The 14,787-nt window shown below is 58.7% G+C and carries 15 protein-coding genes; 10 read left to right on the top strand and 5 right to left on the bottom strand.

What is annotated here, in order from left to right:
* Genes rbfA through dusA form a run of 5 tightly spaced genes read left to right on the top strand, consistent with a single transcriptional unit; the run spans position 1 to position 4,676 of the window.
* On the top strand, positions 1 to 390 hold the full coding sequence (gene rbfA, locus BQ7486_RS03730) for a 30S ribosome-binding factor RbfA (RefSeq protein WP_074009021.1): 390 nt from the start codon (positions 1 to 3) through the stop codon (positions 388 to 390).
* A 10-nt stretch (positions 391 to 400) separates the two neighbouring features.
* On the top strand, positions 401 to 1,315 hold the full coding sequence (gene truB / locus BQ7486_RS03725; RefSeq protein WP_022373704.1) for a tRNA pseudouridine(55) synthase TruB: 915 nt from the start codon (positions 401 to 403) through the stop codon (positions 1,313 to 1,315).
* A 29-nt stretch (positions 1,316 to 1,344) separates the two neighbouring features.
* The gene (typA, locus tag BQ7486_RS03720; protein WP_022373703.1) at positions 1,345 to 3,192 is read left to right on the top strand and encodes a translational GTPase TypA; all 1,848 of its coding nucleotides are present in this window, start codon (positions 1,345 to 1,347) and stop codon (positions 3,190 to 3,192) included.
* 9 nt (positions 3,193 to 3,201) lie between these two features.
* Positions 3,202 to 3,606, top strand: a complete 405-nt coding sequence (locus BQ7486_RS03715; protein WP_074009020.1) for a YchJ family protein — start codon at positions 3,202 to 3,204, stop codon at positions 3,604 to 3,606.
* Positions 3,607 to 3,638: 32 nt separating this feature from the next.
* A complete protein-coding gene (gene dusA, locus BQ7486_RS03710; RefSeq protein ID WP_074009019.1) occupies positions 3,639 to 4,676 on the top strand; it encodes a tRNA dihydrouridine(20/20a) synthase DusA in 1,038 nt (345 codons plus the stop codon).
* A 6-nt stretch (positions 4,677 to 4,682) separates the two neighbouring features.
* Here the strand turns inward: dusA and BQ7486_RS03705 are convergent, their stop codons facing one another.
* Positions 4,683 to 5,537 carry a sulfurtransferase gene (locus tag BQ7486_RS03705; protein ID WP_022373700.1) on the bottom strand — a complete coding sequence of 285 codons (855 nt, stop codon included), beginning with the start codon at positions 5,535 to 5,537 and terminating at the stop codon, positions 4,683 to 4,685.
* A 139-nt stretch (positions 5,538 to 5,676) separates the two neighbouring features.
* On the opposite strand from BQ7486_RS03705, the gene proC reads away from it, so the two are divergent.
* The gene (gene proC / locus BQ7486_RS03700; RefSeq protein ID WP_074009233.1) at positions 5,677 to 6,483 is read left to right on the top strand and encodes a pyrroline-5-carboxylate reductase; all 807 of its coding nucleotides are present in this window, start codon (positions 5,677 to 5,679) and stop codon (positions 6,481 to 6,483) included.
* On the opposite strand, the gene rfbC is transcribed toward proC, so the two are convergent.
* On the bottom strand, positions 6,480 to 7,034 hold the full coding sequence (gene rfbC, locus BQ7486_RS03695; protein WP_074009018.1) for a dTDP-4-dehydrorhamnose 3,5-epimerase: 555 nt from the start codon (positions 7,032 to 7,034) through the stop codon (positions 6,480 to 6,482). The two genes, proC and rfbC, sit on opposite strands and share 4 nt — an antisense overlap.
* 149 nt (positions 7,035 to 7,183) lie before the next feature.
* On the opposite strand from rfbC, the gene BQ7486_RS03690 reads away from it, so the two are divergent.
* Genes BQ7486_RS03690 through rfbB form a run of 3 tightly spaced genes read left to right on the top strand, consistent with a single transcriptional unit; the run spans position 7,184 to position 9,475 of the window.
* Positions 7,184 to 7,750: a nitroreductase family protein gene (locus tag BQ7486_RS03690; protein ID WP_022373698.1), complete on the top strand. Its 567-nt coding sequence runs from the start codon at positions 7,184 to 7,186 to the stop codon at positions 7,748 to 7,750.
* 11 nt (positions 7,751 to 7,761) lie between these two features.
* Positions 7,762 to 8,454 (top strand): SagB/ThcOx family dehydrogenase, encoded by a 693-nt coding sequence (locus BQ7486_RS03685; RefSeq protein WP_074009017.1) that lies wholly within the window; start codon positions 7,762 to 7,764, stop codon positions 8,452 to 8,454.
* Between the two features lie 10 nt (positions 8,455 to 8,464).
* Positions 8,465 to 9,475 carry a dTDP-glucose 4,6-dehydratase gene (rfbB, locus tag BQ7486_RS03680; RefSeq protein WP_074009016.1) on the top strand — a complete coding sequence of 337 codons (1,011 nt, stop codon included), beginning with the start codon at positions 8,465 to 8,467 and terminating at the stop codon, positions 9,473 to 9,475.
* Here rfbB and BQ7486_RS03675 read toward each other — a convergent pair.
* The 3 genes from BQ7486_RS03675 to BQ7486_RS03665 all read right to left on the bottom strand — a co-directional run bounded on the left by BQ7486_RS03675 (position 9,445) and on the right by BQ7486_RS03665 (position 11,757).
* Positions 9,445 to 10,266: a BPSS1780 family membrane protein gene (locus tag BQ7486_RS03675; RefSeq protein ID WP_074009015.1), complete on the bottom strand. Its 822-nt coding sequence runs from the start codon at positions 10,264 to 10,266 to the stop codon at positions 9,445 to 9,447. The two genes, rfbB and BQ7486_RS03675, sit on opposite strands and share 31 nt — an antisense overlap.
* Before the next feature lie 62 nt (positions 10,267 to 10,328).
* Positions 10,329 to 11,306: a homoserine kinase gene (locus BQ7486_RS03670; RefSeq protein WP_074009014.1), complete on the bottom strand. Its 978-nt coding sequence runs from the start codon at positions 11,304 to 11,306 to the stop codon at positions 10,329 to 10,331.
* Positions 11,307 to 11,328: 22 nt separating this feature from the next.
* Positions 11,329 to 11,757, bottom strand: coding sequence for a hypothetical protein (locus BQ7486_RS03665; RefSeq protein WP_074009013.1), 429 nt, complete (start codon positions 11,755 to 11,757; stop codon positions 11,329 to 11,331).
* Between the two features lie 230 nt (positions 11,758 to 11,987).
* Between BQ7486_RS03665 and polA the strand changes: the two genes are divergently transcribed.
* Entirely contained in the window at positions 11,988 to 14,738 is a 2,751-nt protein-coding gene (polA, locus tag BQ7486_RS03660) for a DNA polymerase I (protein WP_074009012.1), read from the top strand.
* Positions 14,739 to 14,787 lie beyond the last annotated feature (49 nt).

Below are 14,787 nucleotides of genomic sequence, written 5' to 3'. Positions count from 1 at the left end.
ATGGCTGTTAAAGCAAAAAAGCCGGGCAGAGCGCTGAGGGTCGCCGACCAGATCGCGCGCGACATTGCCGAACTCATTCCGCAGAACGTGCGCGATCCGCGCGTGGGACTGGTGACGATCACGGGTTGTGAGATCACACCGGACTACGCGCACGCGAAACTTTTCTTCACCACCATCGGGTGCGACGAGGAAAAGTGCCGCGAGGGTCTGAATGCGGCCGCGGGGATGTTAAGAAGCCTCATCTATAAAAAGCTCACGATCCATACGGTACCGACGCTTCACTTTGTTTTGGACGAAAGTGTGGCGCGCGGTTTTGCCATGGACCGTGTGATTGAAGAGGCAATGCAGGAAACCCGGCGCAGCGAAGCCTCTGAAGGCAAGACCGAATAAAGAGGCGGCGATGGGCGCAAAGGGTGACGATATTGACGGCGTGATGCTTCTGGATAAGCCTGCAGGGATGAGCTCAAACTGGGCCCTGCAGCTTACCCGCAGGCTCATTAACGCCAAAAAAGCGGGGCACACCGGAACGCTTGACCCGATGGCAAGCGGCCTGCTGCCGCTTGCGTTCGGAAACGCCACAAAGTATTCCTCAGACCTGCTGCACGCCGACAAGCGCTATGAGGCTGAGCTCACGTTCGGCGCCGCCACCGATACGATGGATAAAACCGGTGCGGTGACGGAAACCAGCAGCAAACGTCCGACAAAAGACGAACTCGTAAAGGTTCTCGGGGAATTCACTGGCGTCATCGAACAGGTGCCTCCGATGTACTCAGCCGTCAAGCACGGCGGAAAAAACCTTTATGATCTCGCCCGCAAGGGTATTGAAGTGGAGCGTAAGCCCCGTAAGGTTGAGGTTAAAAGCCTCACGCTTCTGGCCTTTGAGGGGGATAAGGCCGTCATTGACGTGCGTGTGACGAAGGGCACCTACATCCGGGTTTTGGCCGACGATATCGGCCGCAGGCTCGGCTGCTACGCGCATCTGACGGCCCTGCGCCGCACCGAAGTGGGAGACTTAAAAATCGCCGACGCCGTGCCGTTTGCGGCGGTTGACGACAAGAATCAGACAATTGAAGAACGCCGCGCGCTTTTAAAGGGAGCGGATTTTCTGCTGCAGACGCTGCCCTCGGTGACGCTTGATGCCGCAGGCGCCGAGCGTCTGAGAAACGGACAGCGTCTGGCATTAAAAAGTGCCGTGCGCGGTGAGGCACGGGCCTACGGGCCTGAAATGAAGTTACTGGGCGTGGTGAAGGTCGACGCACGCGGCGTCATTCACCCGTACCGATTAATCAGAAACACAGACAATGACCCGTCCTGAAGCGGGACGAACTCGGGAAGACACACAAAATGACAAGAGCTATTCGCAATATTGCAATCATTGCTCACGTTGACCACGGTAAGACCACGATGGTTGACAAGTTGCTGCAGTGCGCGGGAACCTTCCGCAGCAACCAGCAGGTCGATGAGCGCGTGATGGACAGCGGTGACATCGAAAAGGAACGCGGCATCACGATTCTGGCGAAAAACTGCGCCGTCGAATACGAAGGCGTGCACATCAATATCATCGATACCCCGGGGCACGCGGACTTCGGCGGTGAAGTCGAGCGTGTGCTCTCGATGGTTGACGGCGTGCTGCTTCTCGTGGACGCGGTGGACGGCCCGATGCCGCAGACCCGCTTTGTGACGCGCAAGGCCCTCGCAGCGGGCCTTAAGCCCATCGTCGTCATCAACAAGGTTGACCGCCCCGGTGCCCGCCCCGAGTGGGTTGTGAACCAGACCTTTGACCTCTTTGACAAACTCGGCGCCACCGAAGATCAGCTCGACTTCCCGGTGATTTACGCCTCGGCCCTTGAGGGCTACGCCGGTTACACCGACAACGTCGAAGAACTCAAAAAGATCGGCAACATGCGCGCGATCTTTGACACGGTGATTAAGTACGTCCCCGTGCGTGAGGACAACACCGAAGCGCCCCTGCAGCTTCAGATCTGCTCTCTGGATTACTCGAGCTACGTGGGCAAAATCGGTATCGGCCGTGTGCACCGCGGTATTCTCAAAGCCGGTCAGAACGTTGTGATCATGAACGGGCCGGAGGACACCCCAAAGCCCGCCAAGGTCAATCAGATTCTGCAGTTTGAAGGTCTTGACCGTAAGGTTGTGGACTTCGCGCAGGCAGGCGACATCGTGCTCGTGAACGGTATTGAAGACCTCAACATCGGTACGACGATCACCGACCCCGCGGCCCCTGAAGCCCTTCCGATGCTTAAAGTCGACGAACCGACGCTTACCATGAACTTCATGGTGAACACCTCGCCCCTGGCGGGCCGCGAAGGTAAGTTCGTCACCTCGCGTCAGATCCGTGAACGTCTGGAACGTGAATTGAAGAGTAACGTCGCCATGCGTCTGCGGCCGACTGCGGACGAAACGGTCTGGGAAGTGTGCGGACGCGGTGAACTGCACCTCACGATCCTGCTTGAAAACATGCGCCGCGAAGGCTACGAACTTGCTGTGGGCCGTCCGCGCGTACTGCTCAAAATGGTTAACGGCGAAAAGCAGGAACCCTATGAGCTTCTCACGGTGGACGTCGAAGAAGAGCATCAGGGCGCCGTCATGGAAGAACTCGGCCGCCGCAAGGGCGATCTGCAGGATATGCAGCCCGACGGTAAGGGCCGTGTGCGTCTGGAATACCGTATTCCGGCCCGAGGCCTCATCGGCTTTCAGTCGATGTTCATGACGATGTGCCGCGGCACGGGCATCATGAGCCACGTCTTTGACGACTACGGTCCCATCAAGCAGGGTGAGGTCGGTGAACGCCGCTCGGGCGCGATCATCAGCCAGGATGACGGTAACGCCGTTGCCTATGCGCTCTGGAAGATTCAGGAGCGCGGCCGTCTGTTCGTAAGCCCCGGTGATGCCCTCTACGAAGGCATGATCATCGGCGAACATTCCCGTGAAAACGACATCGTTGTGAATCCCATCCGCTGCAAGCAGCTCACCAACATCCGTGCTTCCGGCACCGATGAAGCGATCCGCCTGGTTCCGCCGGTGCAGCTCACGCTTGAAAGCGCCGTGGAATTCATTAACGACGACGAACTCGTGGAAATCACCCCGAAGACCATCCGCCTGAGAAAGCGCTGGCTCAAGGAATTCGAACGCCGCCGTGCTTCGCGTGCCGAACGCGATGAAATGACGCTTTAATTTGCCGTCATGACTAAAAAGACAACGCCCGACACACTGTGCCCCTGCGGCAGCGGCAAGGACTTTGCCGCCTGCTGCGGGCGTTTTCTTGACGGGGGCCAAACCCCTGAGACGCCCGAAGAACTCATGCGCTCACGCTACAGTGCCTATGTTCTCGGGCGTGAAAATTGGATCCGCGCTACCTGGGCGCCTGAGACATACCCTGCAGACCCCATGGAGGGGGCTGATAAAGTGAAGTGGCTCGGGCTGACCGTCAAAAACGCGGCGCTTCAGACGCCCACGGAAGGAACCGTGGAATTTGTGGCCCGCGGCCGCACCCGTGAAGGGGCTTTCCGCATGCACGAGATTTCCCGCTTTGAAAAGCGGGACGGCGTGTGGGTTTATGTTGACGGGACGTTTCCCGACAAGTCCTGACCGTTAGTCTTTCCTTTTTCTTCGTAAAGCTTATGCCTGACGCCGATTTTTCCCGCCGCTGGCGCTTTTGTGTTGCCCCGATGCTTGACTGGACGGACACGCACTGCCGCGTGTTTCACCGGTCGCTCTCGCGTCACACAAGGCTTTACACGGAGATGATTACCTCACCCGCGCTCGTGCACGGTAACCGTGACCGGCTGCTGCGGTTTTCAGAGGTTGAACACCCCGTTGCCTGTCAGTTGGGGGGCAGTGACCCCGCGGAACTCGCGCAGGCCGCAAAGTGGGTTGCCGAACGCGGCTACGACGAAGTGAACCTTAACTGCGGCTGTCCCTCTGAGCGCGTGCAGCGGGGCAGTTTCGGCGCGTGCCTCATGCTCGAACCCAAGCTCGTCGCTGACTGCTTTAAGGCGATGCGTGACGCCGTCGATATCGACGTCACCGTCAAGCACCGCATCGGCGTCGATAAAGAGGATTCGTACGGTTTTGTGCGTGACTTTGTGGGCACGCTTTTTGACGCGGGTTGCCGCGTCTTTATCGTGCATACGCGCGCGGCGTGGCTCAAGGGCCTTTCCCCCAAGGAAAACCGTGAGGTGCCGCCCTTAAAGCGCGACTACGCCTATGCGCTCAAAAAAGATTTTCCTGAGGCCGTGATCTGCGTAAACGGTGCCGTGAAAACCCTTGAAACCGCCGAAGAAATCATTGCCGCAGGCTGTGACGGCGTGATGGTGGGGCGTGAGGCCTATCAGAATCCGTGGATTTTAACGGACGTCGACGCCCGGCTTTTCGGAGACGAAACGGTGCGGGCCGTGACGCGCTCCGAAATCATCGACCGGATGACGGCCTATCTCAAGGAAAAGGTGCCCGCGGATCCCCTTGCGTTACGCGGAACGACGCGGCATATGCTCGGGCTTTTAAACGGGCTTGCCGGTGCCAAAGCATACCGGCGGACGTTATCAGACCCCGCGGCTTACAAGGCCTTCGGCACCGAGGTGCTTCATGAGGCCTATGCGCGGGCCGGGTGGCGGGAGCCTGATCTCACAAACACGCGTTTTGATGATGATGAGTTTTAAGGCCGGTCAGTTGTCGCCCGTTGCAACCGGACGGTTTTCGTCTGCGACCCACTCAGACCAGCTTCCGACATAAACGCCCGCGTCCCTTAAGCCCGCCACGCGCATCGCTAGGTGATTGCAGCAGGCGGTGACGCCGGAACCGCAGTAGTTGATGACGTTCTCAGTTGCGCGGCCCGCAAGCACGGCTTCAAATTCTTTTTTGAGTATCTCGGGCGCCTTAAAAAGCCCGTTCTCGCCGATGTTTTCCGCTGACGGGCGGTTCAACGCCCCGGGAATGTGGCCTGCGACGGGATCCATCGTTTCGTTTTGCCCGATAAAGCGCTCGTGCGAGCGGGCGTCAACGAGCACATAGGGCCCGTGCTCGGCGAGGTTCTTTTCGACAAAATCATCGTCAAAGACGCGCTCTAAGGGCGCGGTGGCGCGGTAGGTGCCTTGTTCCCACGCGGGCTCTTCGGTCTGCACCGCCATCCCTGCCTTTTCCCAGGTGGCCCAGCCGCCGTCCAAAACCCGCACGTGCTTAAAGCCCACCCACCGCAGGGTGAACCACAGGCGCGCCGCGAAGTTGCAATCCCCCTGGTCATAGACCACCACGCGGCTTGCGGGATTTAAGCCGAGACGCCGCATATTGACGCAGAAGCGCCCGGAATCCGGCAGCGGATGCCGGCCGTTGGTGCCCGAGCGGCAGCCAGAGACATCGTTTTCCAAGTCGGTAAAGCGCGCGCCGGGAATGTGGCCCGCCTCATAGAGTCTGCGGCCCTCAGCCGGGTCCGTGAGGCTTGCGCGCACGTCAAGAATGAGAAGATTGTCGTCAGAGAGTTTGGCCTCGAGCTCTTTAACCGAAATAAGCGGTGATTCGGACATGATGTCATTTCCTCAAAAAAGGAGACGGTGCGCACGGGAAGTGTCTGTGGGCGCTGATGATGCGTTAAGTGTACGCAGTTTTTCCCGGCGGGCGTCCTACAATGACCAGCCATACAACAACCTTTCGGGAGAGCACGAAGTGAATACTGCGTTTATCGGTGGCGGAAACATGGCGGGCGCCATGATTGCCGGCATGCATGCCAAGGGCGTCAACGGTGAAACGATCTGGGTAAGTGACCCGCATCCGGAAAAGCGCGAAAAACTCCATGCGCTTTACGGTGCCGTGGGGTTTGAGGGGGCGGGAGAGTGGCTTAAAAAGGCGGACGTTGTGGTGCTTGCCGTGAAGCCTCAGAAGCTCAAGGATTGCTGTGAAACGCTCAAACCCTTTGTGAGCGAAAAGGCGCTTGTGCTTTCCGTTGCCGCGGGCGTTAAGCTCGAGGTTCTCAGAGCGTGGCTTAACCACAAACGCATCGTGCGTGCCATTCCCAACACGCCTGCCATGGTGTTAAAGGGCTTTTCCGGCCTTTATGTGCCTTCTGACGTTGATGAAGACGCAAGAAAAGCCGCGCATGCCGTTTTGGAGAGCGTGGGTGAGGTAAAGGACCTTACTCACGAAGACGGCCTGCACCTTGTGACTTCGGGCCCGGGTTCCGGCCCCGCCTACGTTTTTCTTTTTATGGAAGCCCTGGCGGATGCGCTCGTGAAGGGCGGAGCGACACCGGCTGATGCGCACGAAATGGCGTTATCCACCGTTGAGGGTGCCGCGGCACTTGCGCGCAAGTCCGGCGAAGACTTTGCGCAGTTAAGGGCGAACGTCACAAGTAAGGGCGGCACCACCGCCAAGGCCATCGAAGCCTTTGAAGCGCACGATTTTCGCGGCACGGTGGAGGCGGCCGTCAAGGCCTGTGCGGCGCGCTCCAAAGAAATGAGCGAAATGTTCTCTTAAAGCCCGAGAACGGTTCTAAGCGGTGCGGCCCGGCGGTCTTTTTCAGACATGACCGAATCGGCTGCCGCAACCGGCCATTGGATACCGAGCGCCGGATCGCACCAAAGCGCCGTGCGCTCGGCCGCCGGGACCCGTTTGTGCGTCACTTTGTAGAAAACCGTTGTGTTGTCTTCAAGCGCTGCAAAGCCGTGGGCGTAGCCCGCGGGAATCCAGAGTACCCGGCGGTTTTCGCCCGAGAGCACCACGGTGCGTGCCGTAAGAAACGCAGGCGACTCGGGGCGGATATCGACAATTACGTCAAAGACGGTGCCGGTCGCGCAGGTCACAAGTTTTCCCTGTCCGTGAGGGGCAGCCTGCCAATGTAGGCCCCGCACGGTGTTTTTGCGGCTTACGCTGACGTTATCCTGCACAAATGCGGGCGTGAGCCCCAACACCACTTCAAAGTCTTCTGCGTTAAAGACTTCTAGAAATTCGCCGCGGTTGTCTTTAAAGCGCGCAGGCTCAAGGACAAAAACATCGGGAAACAGCGTGGCGGCAACGACGGGCGGCATGGCAGAGAAAATCCGAAAAACGCATATGGGTAAACGCGGTACGCCGCATAATCTTAAGACAAGGAGCAAGGCACGGCAGACCGCTAAAATTGCCGCAACATTTACAGGGCACCGTGCTTTTGCCGGTGCCGCAGCGAAGGACACGACAAATGCAGACACTCAAAAGAGGGGACGTGCGGGAACTTCCGGCACCGATTGCAGCGGACATGAAACTGATTGCCGCGGTCGGCCAGCGCCGTTCCGTGCGGGAATTTTCCGATCAGAAAGTGGACGCTTCGATTCTCGCGCACGTGCTCTGGTGCACGTGCGGGACGTCGTCAGCTGAAGGAAAGCTCACGGTTCCCACAACGATGGACAGGCGGGAAATGACGGCGTACGTTTTGGACAGTGAAGGCGTCTGGCGCTATGACCCCGTGAAAAACGCACTTGTCTGCACGCACGCGGGCGACGCCCGTGCGGATTCCACCACCGATCAGGACTTTGTGAAAACCGCGCCCGTGACGCTCGTGATTGCCGCGGACAACAAAAAGGCGGCGGGTATTGAAGACTACGTGAAGTACGATGCGGGCTTTTGTGGAATGGCCGCGCAGCTTGCCTGTGTGGCGGTGGGATTGGGAAGCGTTGTGCGCGGCTCCTTTGACGCAGAGAAACTGACGCGGGCCTTGGGCGAGGACGCAACGCCCCTTCTTTGCGTCACGCTCGGCTTTGCCGCGTAAAGGAAATCCGTATGGTCTCCTTAAAGCGCAAAAAGCCCGCGGCGCCGCAGCCGCCGATGCGCCGTCTGGCCGCGCCCCGCGTGATGACGATGCCTTTAACTGAAGTCTTTGAAAAGCGCCGCACAAGCCGCGATTTTTCCGATGAGACGGTAAGCGACGAGGACCTCGCCGCAGTTCTTTGGGCCGCTGACGGCATCAACCGCAAAGACGGGCGCCGCACGACGCCCTCAGCGATGAACTGGCAGGAAATTGATCTTTACGTCGTAAAGGCAAACGGCGTGTGGCTCTGGGATGCAAAGAATTCGGCCCTCGTTTTTGTGAAGGACCACGACCGTCGTAAGGACCTGTGCCTGTGGCAGCCCCTTGTGAAAAACGCGCCGGTGCATATTGTCTATGTAGCTTCAAACGACCGCGCCACAAATTTTGTGACGGAAATGGCCAAAAACGTCATCCGTTACGTCGATAAGCCGGAACTTTCGGAAAAAGCCGATGTGGCGCTTGAACGCGCGCGGATTCTCGACGTCGGTGTGAAGGTGCAGGCCGTCTATATGGCCTGTGCGGCGCTCACCTTGAATTGCCTTGTGCGCATGACCTTTGACCCGGATAAGGTCTCTGAGACCCTGGACCTTGCCAAACACCAGACCCCGGTCTGCATCCAGACGATCGGGTATAAACCGAAGTCGCTTCTGGATCTGGCGCTTTAAGGAGAGTGCGGTGATTCTCGTTACGGGCGGTGCGGGCTTTGTGGGGGTGAACTATATCCTGAGGCACTTCAGGCTCTCGGGCGGCCCCCTCGTGAACCTCGATGCCCTTACCTACGCCGCGCGCCCCGCGGCGCTTAAAAGTCTTGAGGCGCGTGACGATTATCACTTTGTAAAGGGTGACATCCGCGATGCCGCGCTGCTCTGTGACCTCTTTGCGCGCTTTCAGCCCGACGCGGTCATTCACATGGCCGCCGAAAGCCACGTGGACCGGTCGATCACGGGCCCGGCACTCTTTTTTGACGTCAATGTCCAAGGGACCGTCACGCTTTTAACCGCCGCTCAGAATTACTGGGAAAAACTCTCTGAAGAAAAGCGGGCGGCCTTTCGGTTTCTCTACGTGAGTACCGATGAGGTCTACGGGTCACTGAATCCGGGCGAAGCGCCTTTTACCGAGGCGACGCCCTGGCGGCCCAATTCGCCGTACTCCGCCTCCAAGGCCGCGGCCGGGCATGCTGTGCGGGCCTGGTTTGAAACCTACGGGCTGCCTGTTCTCACAACCTGCTCATCCAATAATTACGGGCCGTATCAGTATCCGGAAAAACTGATTCCTCTGATGATCGGGCGGGCACTTGCAGGAAAACCCCTTCCGGTCTACGGCGACGGCAGCAACATCCGAGACTGGATTTACGTTGAAGATCATGCAGCCGCCATTGATGCAGTGCTCTCGCGCGGCCGCTTGGGTGAGGTTTATAACGTGGGCGCCTGTCACGAGGTCGACAACCTTACGCTCGTTCGTCTTATCTGCCGAACGCTTGACGCGCTGCGCCCGAAGGCTTCCGGCTCTTACGCCGGTCAGATCAGGTTTGTCACGGACCGCCCGGGGCACGACAGGCGCTATGCACTTACGGCAGAAAAAATCCGCCGGGAGCTCGGCTGGAGAGCGTCGGCGGATTTTGCTGAGGCCTTTAAGGCCACCGTCACCTGGTACGCTCAGAGATCGGGCTGGTTTGCGGCCGTCTGACTGAGGTCACGGTTACCTACGGCTTCAAAAAGCGTCTGATACATCGGCCAGTAGCACGCGTACGTGATCGTGGACGCGATAAAGGCAAAGGGCGTTATGAGAAACATTTCTGAGCCCGTGAGTTCCAGAAAGGAAATAAGAAAGACGAGAAGCGCTGCGGCAACGCCGATTGCGACCGAAAGAACGACCCCGAGAACAATCACGGCAAGGATGTTTCTGAGGCACCCGAAAAAGGAATAAAAAAGGGCTTTTCCGGCGCTCATCGATTTTTCAGAGACAAGAAGCGGCGCAAACCACGTCGCCATCAGTGCCGGAATGTAGATGACGGCCGCGGCAATCATGGCGTCGTAGGGGATGTGCTGCGAGACCGTTGACCAGTCAAGTCGCCCGTTTTCAAGCGACCCCCACTGCGCAACGGCATCGGCGGCAAGCCAGTCAAAAACGAGGTTTGTGAGCGACAGCGCCACGGCAAACACCAGGCCCACGTTAAAAAGTGCCCGGCGGTGGCGGGCATCACGAAAGATTTCCGCCAAAAGCGCAAACCCGGGTTGCTTTCCCTGCATGGTCACCTTGACCGCACGCCCGAGAAAGACGGTCCCGAAGGGCATAAAAAGCGATGCCGCAAGCGACCCCACCACAGGCAGGATCGAGAGAATGGCCATCGTCGACATGTAAAAAATCGCGACGACCGCGAGTGACAGGGGTTCGCGCCGCACGGCCGCGAGCCCCGCCTGAAACCAAAGCCAGCCCGCCGCGGGCCCGAGATGTCTGGAGTGATTGGTGTCGTTCATTGAAAAAGTGGACAGAAAAAAACGGCCGGAGAGAGTGTCTCCGGCTCTTTGATCGTAGCTTATCAGTTTGACGCGGGCCAATAGAGCTCACACGTCTGCCGATTGTGTAACACTCTCTGAAAGTGCGTCGGATCGTGGGGCTTTAAGAGGCTCGCTTTTCTCGGCTTATAAAAGTCGTAGAGGCGGCTGATCCAGAAGCGGATTGCGGCACCCCTTAAGCACGTGCGCCACATTGCCTTTTCGTCGGCCGTGAGGGGCCGCACGGCGTTATACGCGTCCATAAAGGCTTTAAGCGTCACGGGATTGAAGTGTCCGGTCGCCTCATCCACGCACCAGTCGTTCACGGTCACCGCAAGGTCGTAGAGCCAGGGCATGCAGCCCGCAAAGTAAAAGTCAAAGACGCCGGAAACTTCAGCCGCATCCGTTCCCGCGTTCATGATTAACGCATTGTTACGGAAGAGGTCGCAGTGGCAGGCGGTCACAGGAAGCCTGCGGTAGGCGGGAAGCGTCACCTGCGTTTCCAGAAACGCGAGCTCTTTGGTAAGCATCGTGTAGATCTCATCGCTTACCACGTCCCTGAGCTTGGGAACCGTCTCCTGCCACCAGCTCAGACCCCGCAGGTTTTCCTGGAAGCGGTGAAAGTCCCGGGCCGCGATATGCATCTGCGCAAGAAGCCGTCCCATCGAGCGGCACTCCGCCACGCCCATCGTGCGCACGTCCGTACCCTCAAGCCGGTTGGCGATGCTGTAGGGCTTGCCGTGAACGAAGTCAAAAAGATTGCCGTAAGAGGTTCGCACCGGACAGGCCACGCGGCAGCCTTTTCCCGCTAAGTGCTCGCAGAACTCCAGATAAAAGGGGAGCTCATCGGGGGTGAGCTTTTCAAAGACGGTCAGGACCCAGTGTCCCTGCGGCGTATCGAGAAAATAGTTGGTGTTTTCAATGCCGCTTGCGATGGGCTTCAGACTGGTCAGAGGGCCGATGCTGAAGTGCCGCAGGATTTCCTGTGCATCGGCTTCGGTAATTGTTGTAAAAACAGCCATAGGACAAAAATTAGGTTGGTTGCTACCAGCCGAACTGAATGAATTTCGGCGTATCGAGCGTGCTGCGGGGATCAGCGCCCGGACGGTTGTCAATCGGACGGTCGCTGCGGTTTTTCATCGTGTAGGGAATTTCCGTGGTGCCCGGGGTCACACGGACCTCCGTGAGACGGTTGTTTTGGTCATGGAGCTCCTCAATCTTGGTGCCCCGGGGCGAAATATAGGGTTCGGGCTGGCTCGAATACTGGTGACGCCGCTCGGCCCGCGCGCGGCGCATGTCTTCCTCGGTGGGGGCAAGATCGTTATAGCCGTCGGCCGCAGGGGCTTTGGCTGCGGGCTCCGTTACCGGCTGCGCTTCAACGGCTTTACCGGTAAAGGCGGGCGGCGCATCAAGGGGCGCGGCAAGAGCGGGGACTGCCGCAAGCATCAGTGCAGTGAAAAGTGTGAGGCGCATGGCACTTCCTTTGGCGGACCTGTGCCGCCGGTATTGCTTTAAGGGGCCGCTTCGGGCTTAACGCCGCGGCCGGTCATTTCGTTAGATCTATTATGCACTCGCGGGCCCTGCCGCATCATGCACGGGCTCAATAGAACACGCATTTTTCCTGAAAGCGCGCGAATTGCGTTTTCGGACAGAGGCGGGCGCGCTTTAAAATCGCGCGGACAAACCTATTATTCTAGTGAACCATGCCCAGACTTCTGCTTGTCGACGGATCCAACTATCTGTTCCGCGCCTACCATGCGCTGCCCCCTCTGATGACGAGTAACGGGGAGCCCACGGGCGCCATCAAGGGCTTTAACGGGATGCTCAAGAATGTGGCTTCTCTTGTTCAGCCTGACTACAAAGCCTGCATTTTTGACGCGCCCGGGAAAAACTTCCGCCACGCGATTTTTGCCGATTACAAAGCCAACCGCCCGCCGATGCCCGATGACCTGCGGGTGCAGATTGAGCCCATCATGGAAATGGTTCGGTTGTCCGGCTGGCCCCTGATTCAGATCGCAGGCGTTGAAGCCGACGATGTGCTCGCAACTTACGCCAAACGCGCGGACGCTCTCAGCTGGGACGTGTTTATTGCGACCGGCGACAAGGATCTCGCGCAGCTTGTGGACGGACGTATCCGGCTTGTGAACACCATGACGCGCCAGGTTTTGGACGCTGAGGGCGTCAAGGCCAAGTACGGTGTGGCTCCGGACCGGATCATCGACTACCTGGCGCTCATGGGTGACAAAGTCGACAACGTCCCCGGGATCAATAAGTGCGGACCGGTGACCGCCGCCAAATGGATTAACGAGTGGGGGAGCCTTGACAACCTCGTTGCGCACGCCGGGGAAGTGAAGGGCAAGATCGGCGAAAACCTCCGCGCGGGGCTGCCGTTTCTGGAAACGGCCCGAAAGCTTGTGACGATTAATTGTGCCGTGGAACTGCCGTCTAAGCCCGAAGAGCTCGTGGCAGGTGCGGTGGACGAAGAAAAACTCACCGCCTTTTTCACGCGCTGGGAGATGCGCGCGGGAGCGGCAAAAACCGGCAAACCCAAATCAAAGGCAGCGGCTGCGGCAACGGGTGCTCCGGTTCAGACGGATCTCTTTGCGGCGCCCGCAGACACGGCGGATGCGGTGGCGGTGGATCCCTCGCAGGCGGGAAGTTTTGAAACCGTGGATGACGCGGAAAAACTCAATGCACTCATCGCGCGTCTTACCCGTATTGAGCCTCAGGAGCCGCCGGTTGCGGTGACGCTTTTAACCGACCGTATGAATCCCCTGCATGATGTGACGGTTGGGATCGGTCTCGCGGTAACGCCTTTGGAGCGCTATTACCTGCCGGTGACGCACGAAGAAGGCAAAAACCTCGCCGCTCACGACATAAAGCGCCTTGCGCCCTGGTTTGCGTCGGACGCGCCGAAAGTCATGCATGACCTCAAGTACGCGCGCCACGTGTTAAGAAACTTCGGCATTACCGAATGTGCTGCTTCGGGTGATGCGATGCTCATGAGTTACGTCCTTGAAGCGCATTTAAAGCACGATTTGCAGAAACTTGCGGCCCGCTACTGTGCCGTGGCGCTTCCCTCGGAAGAGGATTTCCTGGGTAAAGGCGCGCAGAAAAAGAAGGTGTCTCAAATGCCCGCAGCCGCTGTCGGGGCGTTTCTCACGACGGCAGCGGCGTGTCTGAGAACGGCTGCTGCCGTCATGAAGTCCCGGATGGCCGCGGACGCCGGCCTCACGCGCATTTATGAAACCATTGAACTGCCGGTCTGTGCGGTCTTGGGGGAAATGGAGCGCACGGGCGTAGACGTTGACATCGCAAAACTCAAGGCATTGTCTTCTGCGATGGGCGAAGAAATCGAGGGGATTGAAGCCAAGATTCAGGAATTGGCGGGCGACTCCTTTAATCCCGCAAGTCCCAAGCAGCTTGCCGACGTCCTCTTTAATAAGCTCGGGCTTCCGGTGAAGAAAAAGACGGCCTCGGGAACGCCTTCGACGGACGAAGAAGTTCTCACTGAACTGGCGCTTGATTATCCGCTGCCCAAACTCATTCTGGACTACCGGCGTCTCACGAAACTCAAGGGCACCTACACGGATAAGCTCCCGCTGATGGCAGATCCCGCCGACGGCCGGATTCACACGACATTCGGTCAGGCAACGGCCGTCACCGGGCGCCTCGCAAGTTCGGACCCCAATCTGCAGAATATTCCGGTGAGGTCTCCTGAGGGCCGCAAAATCCGTGAGGCCTTTGTGGCGCCCGCGGGCTCCCGGATTATTTCGGCCGACTACTCGCAGATTGAATTGAGAATCATGGCGCATATTTCCGGTGACGAAGGGCTTCTTAAAGCCTTCCGTAACGGGGAAGACATTCACCGGGCGACCGCGGCGGAAGTCTTCGGCGTGGCGCCCGAAAATGTGACCGCGGACGAGCGCCGCATGGCTAAAGTCATCAATTTCGGTCTCATTTACGGTATGAGCGCCTTCGGGCTTGCGCAAAACCTCGGCGTGGCGCGGTCTGTGGCCGCCAACTATATCGAGCAGTACTTTGCCCGCTATCCCAAAGTCGCCAAGTACATGGAAGAGACGCGCCTGGCCGCTCACCGCGACGGGTTTGTTGAGACCGCTTTCGGCAGAAGGCTGTGGCTGCCCGATATCCGCAGTGCCCGCGCGCAGATGCGTGCCGCGGCAGAGCGCGCGGCCATTAACGCCCCGATGCAGGGAACGGCAGCCGACCTCATCAAGATGGCGATGACTGCGGTGAGCCGGTGGCTTGCCGAAAATAAGCTGGAAAGCCGCATGGTTCTGCAGGTGCACGATGAACTTGTGCTTGAGGTGCCGGAAAAAGAAGTGGCGGCCGTGTCTGAAGCGCTTCCGCGGCTGATGGCTTCTGTGGCTTCGCTTTCGGTGCCTTTGATCGCGCAGGTCGGGGTGGCCGACAACTGGGAAGCGGCGCATTAATCCCAAAGAAAAACGCCGGCGGGCCAACCGTCGGCGTTTGACTTAAAAG

Source organism: Duodenibacillus massiliensis (assembly GCF_900128485.1).
GTDB lineage: Bacteria > Pseudomonadota > Gammaproteobacteria > Burkholderiales > Burkholderiaceae_F > Duodenibacillus > Duodenibacillus massiliensis.
This window is presented reverse-complemented; position numbering and strand designations above follow the sequence as displayed.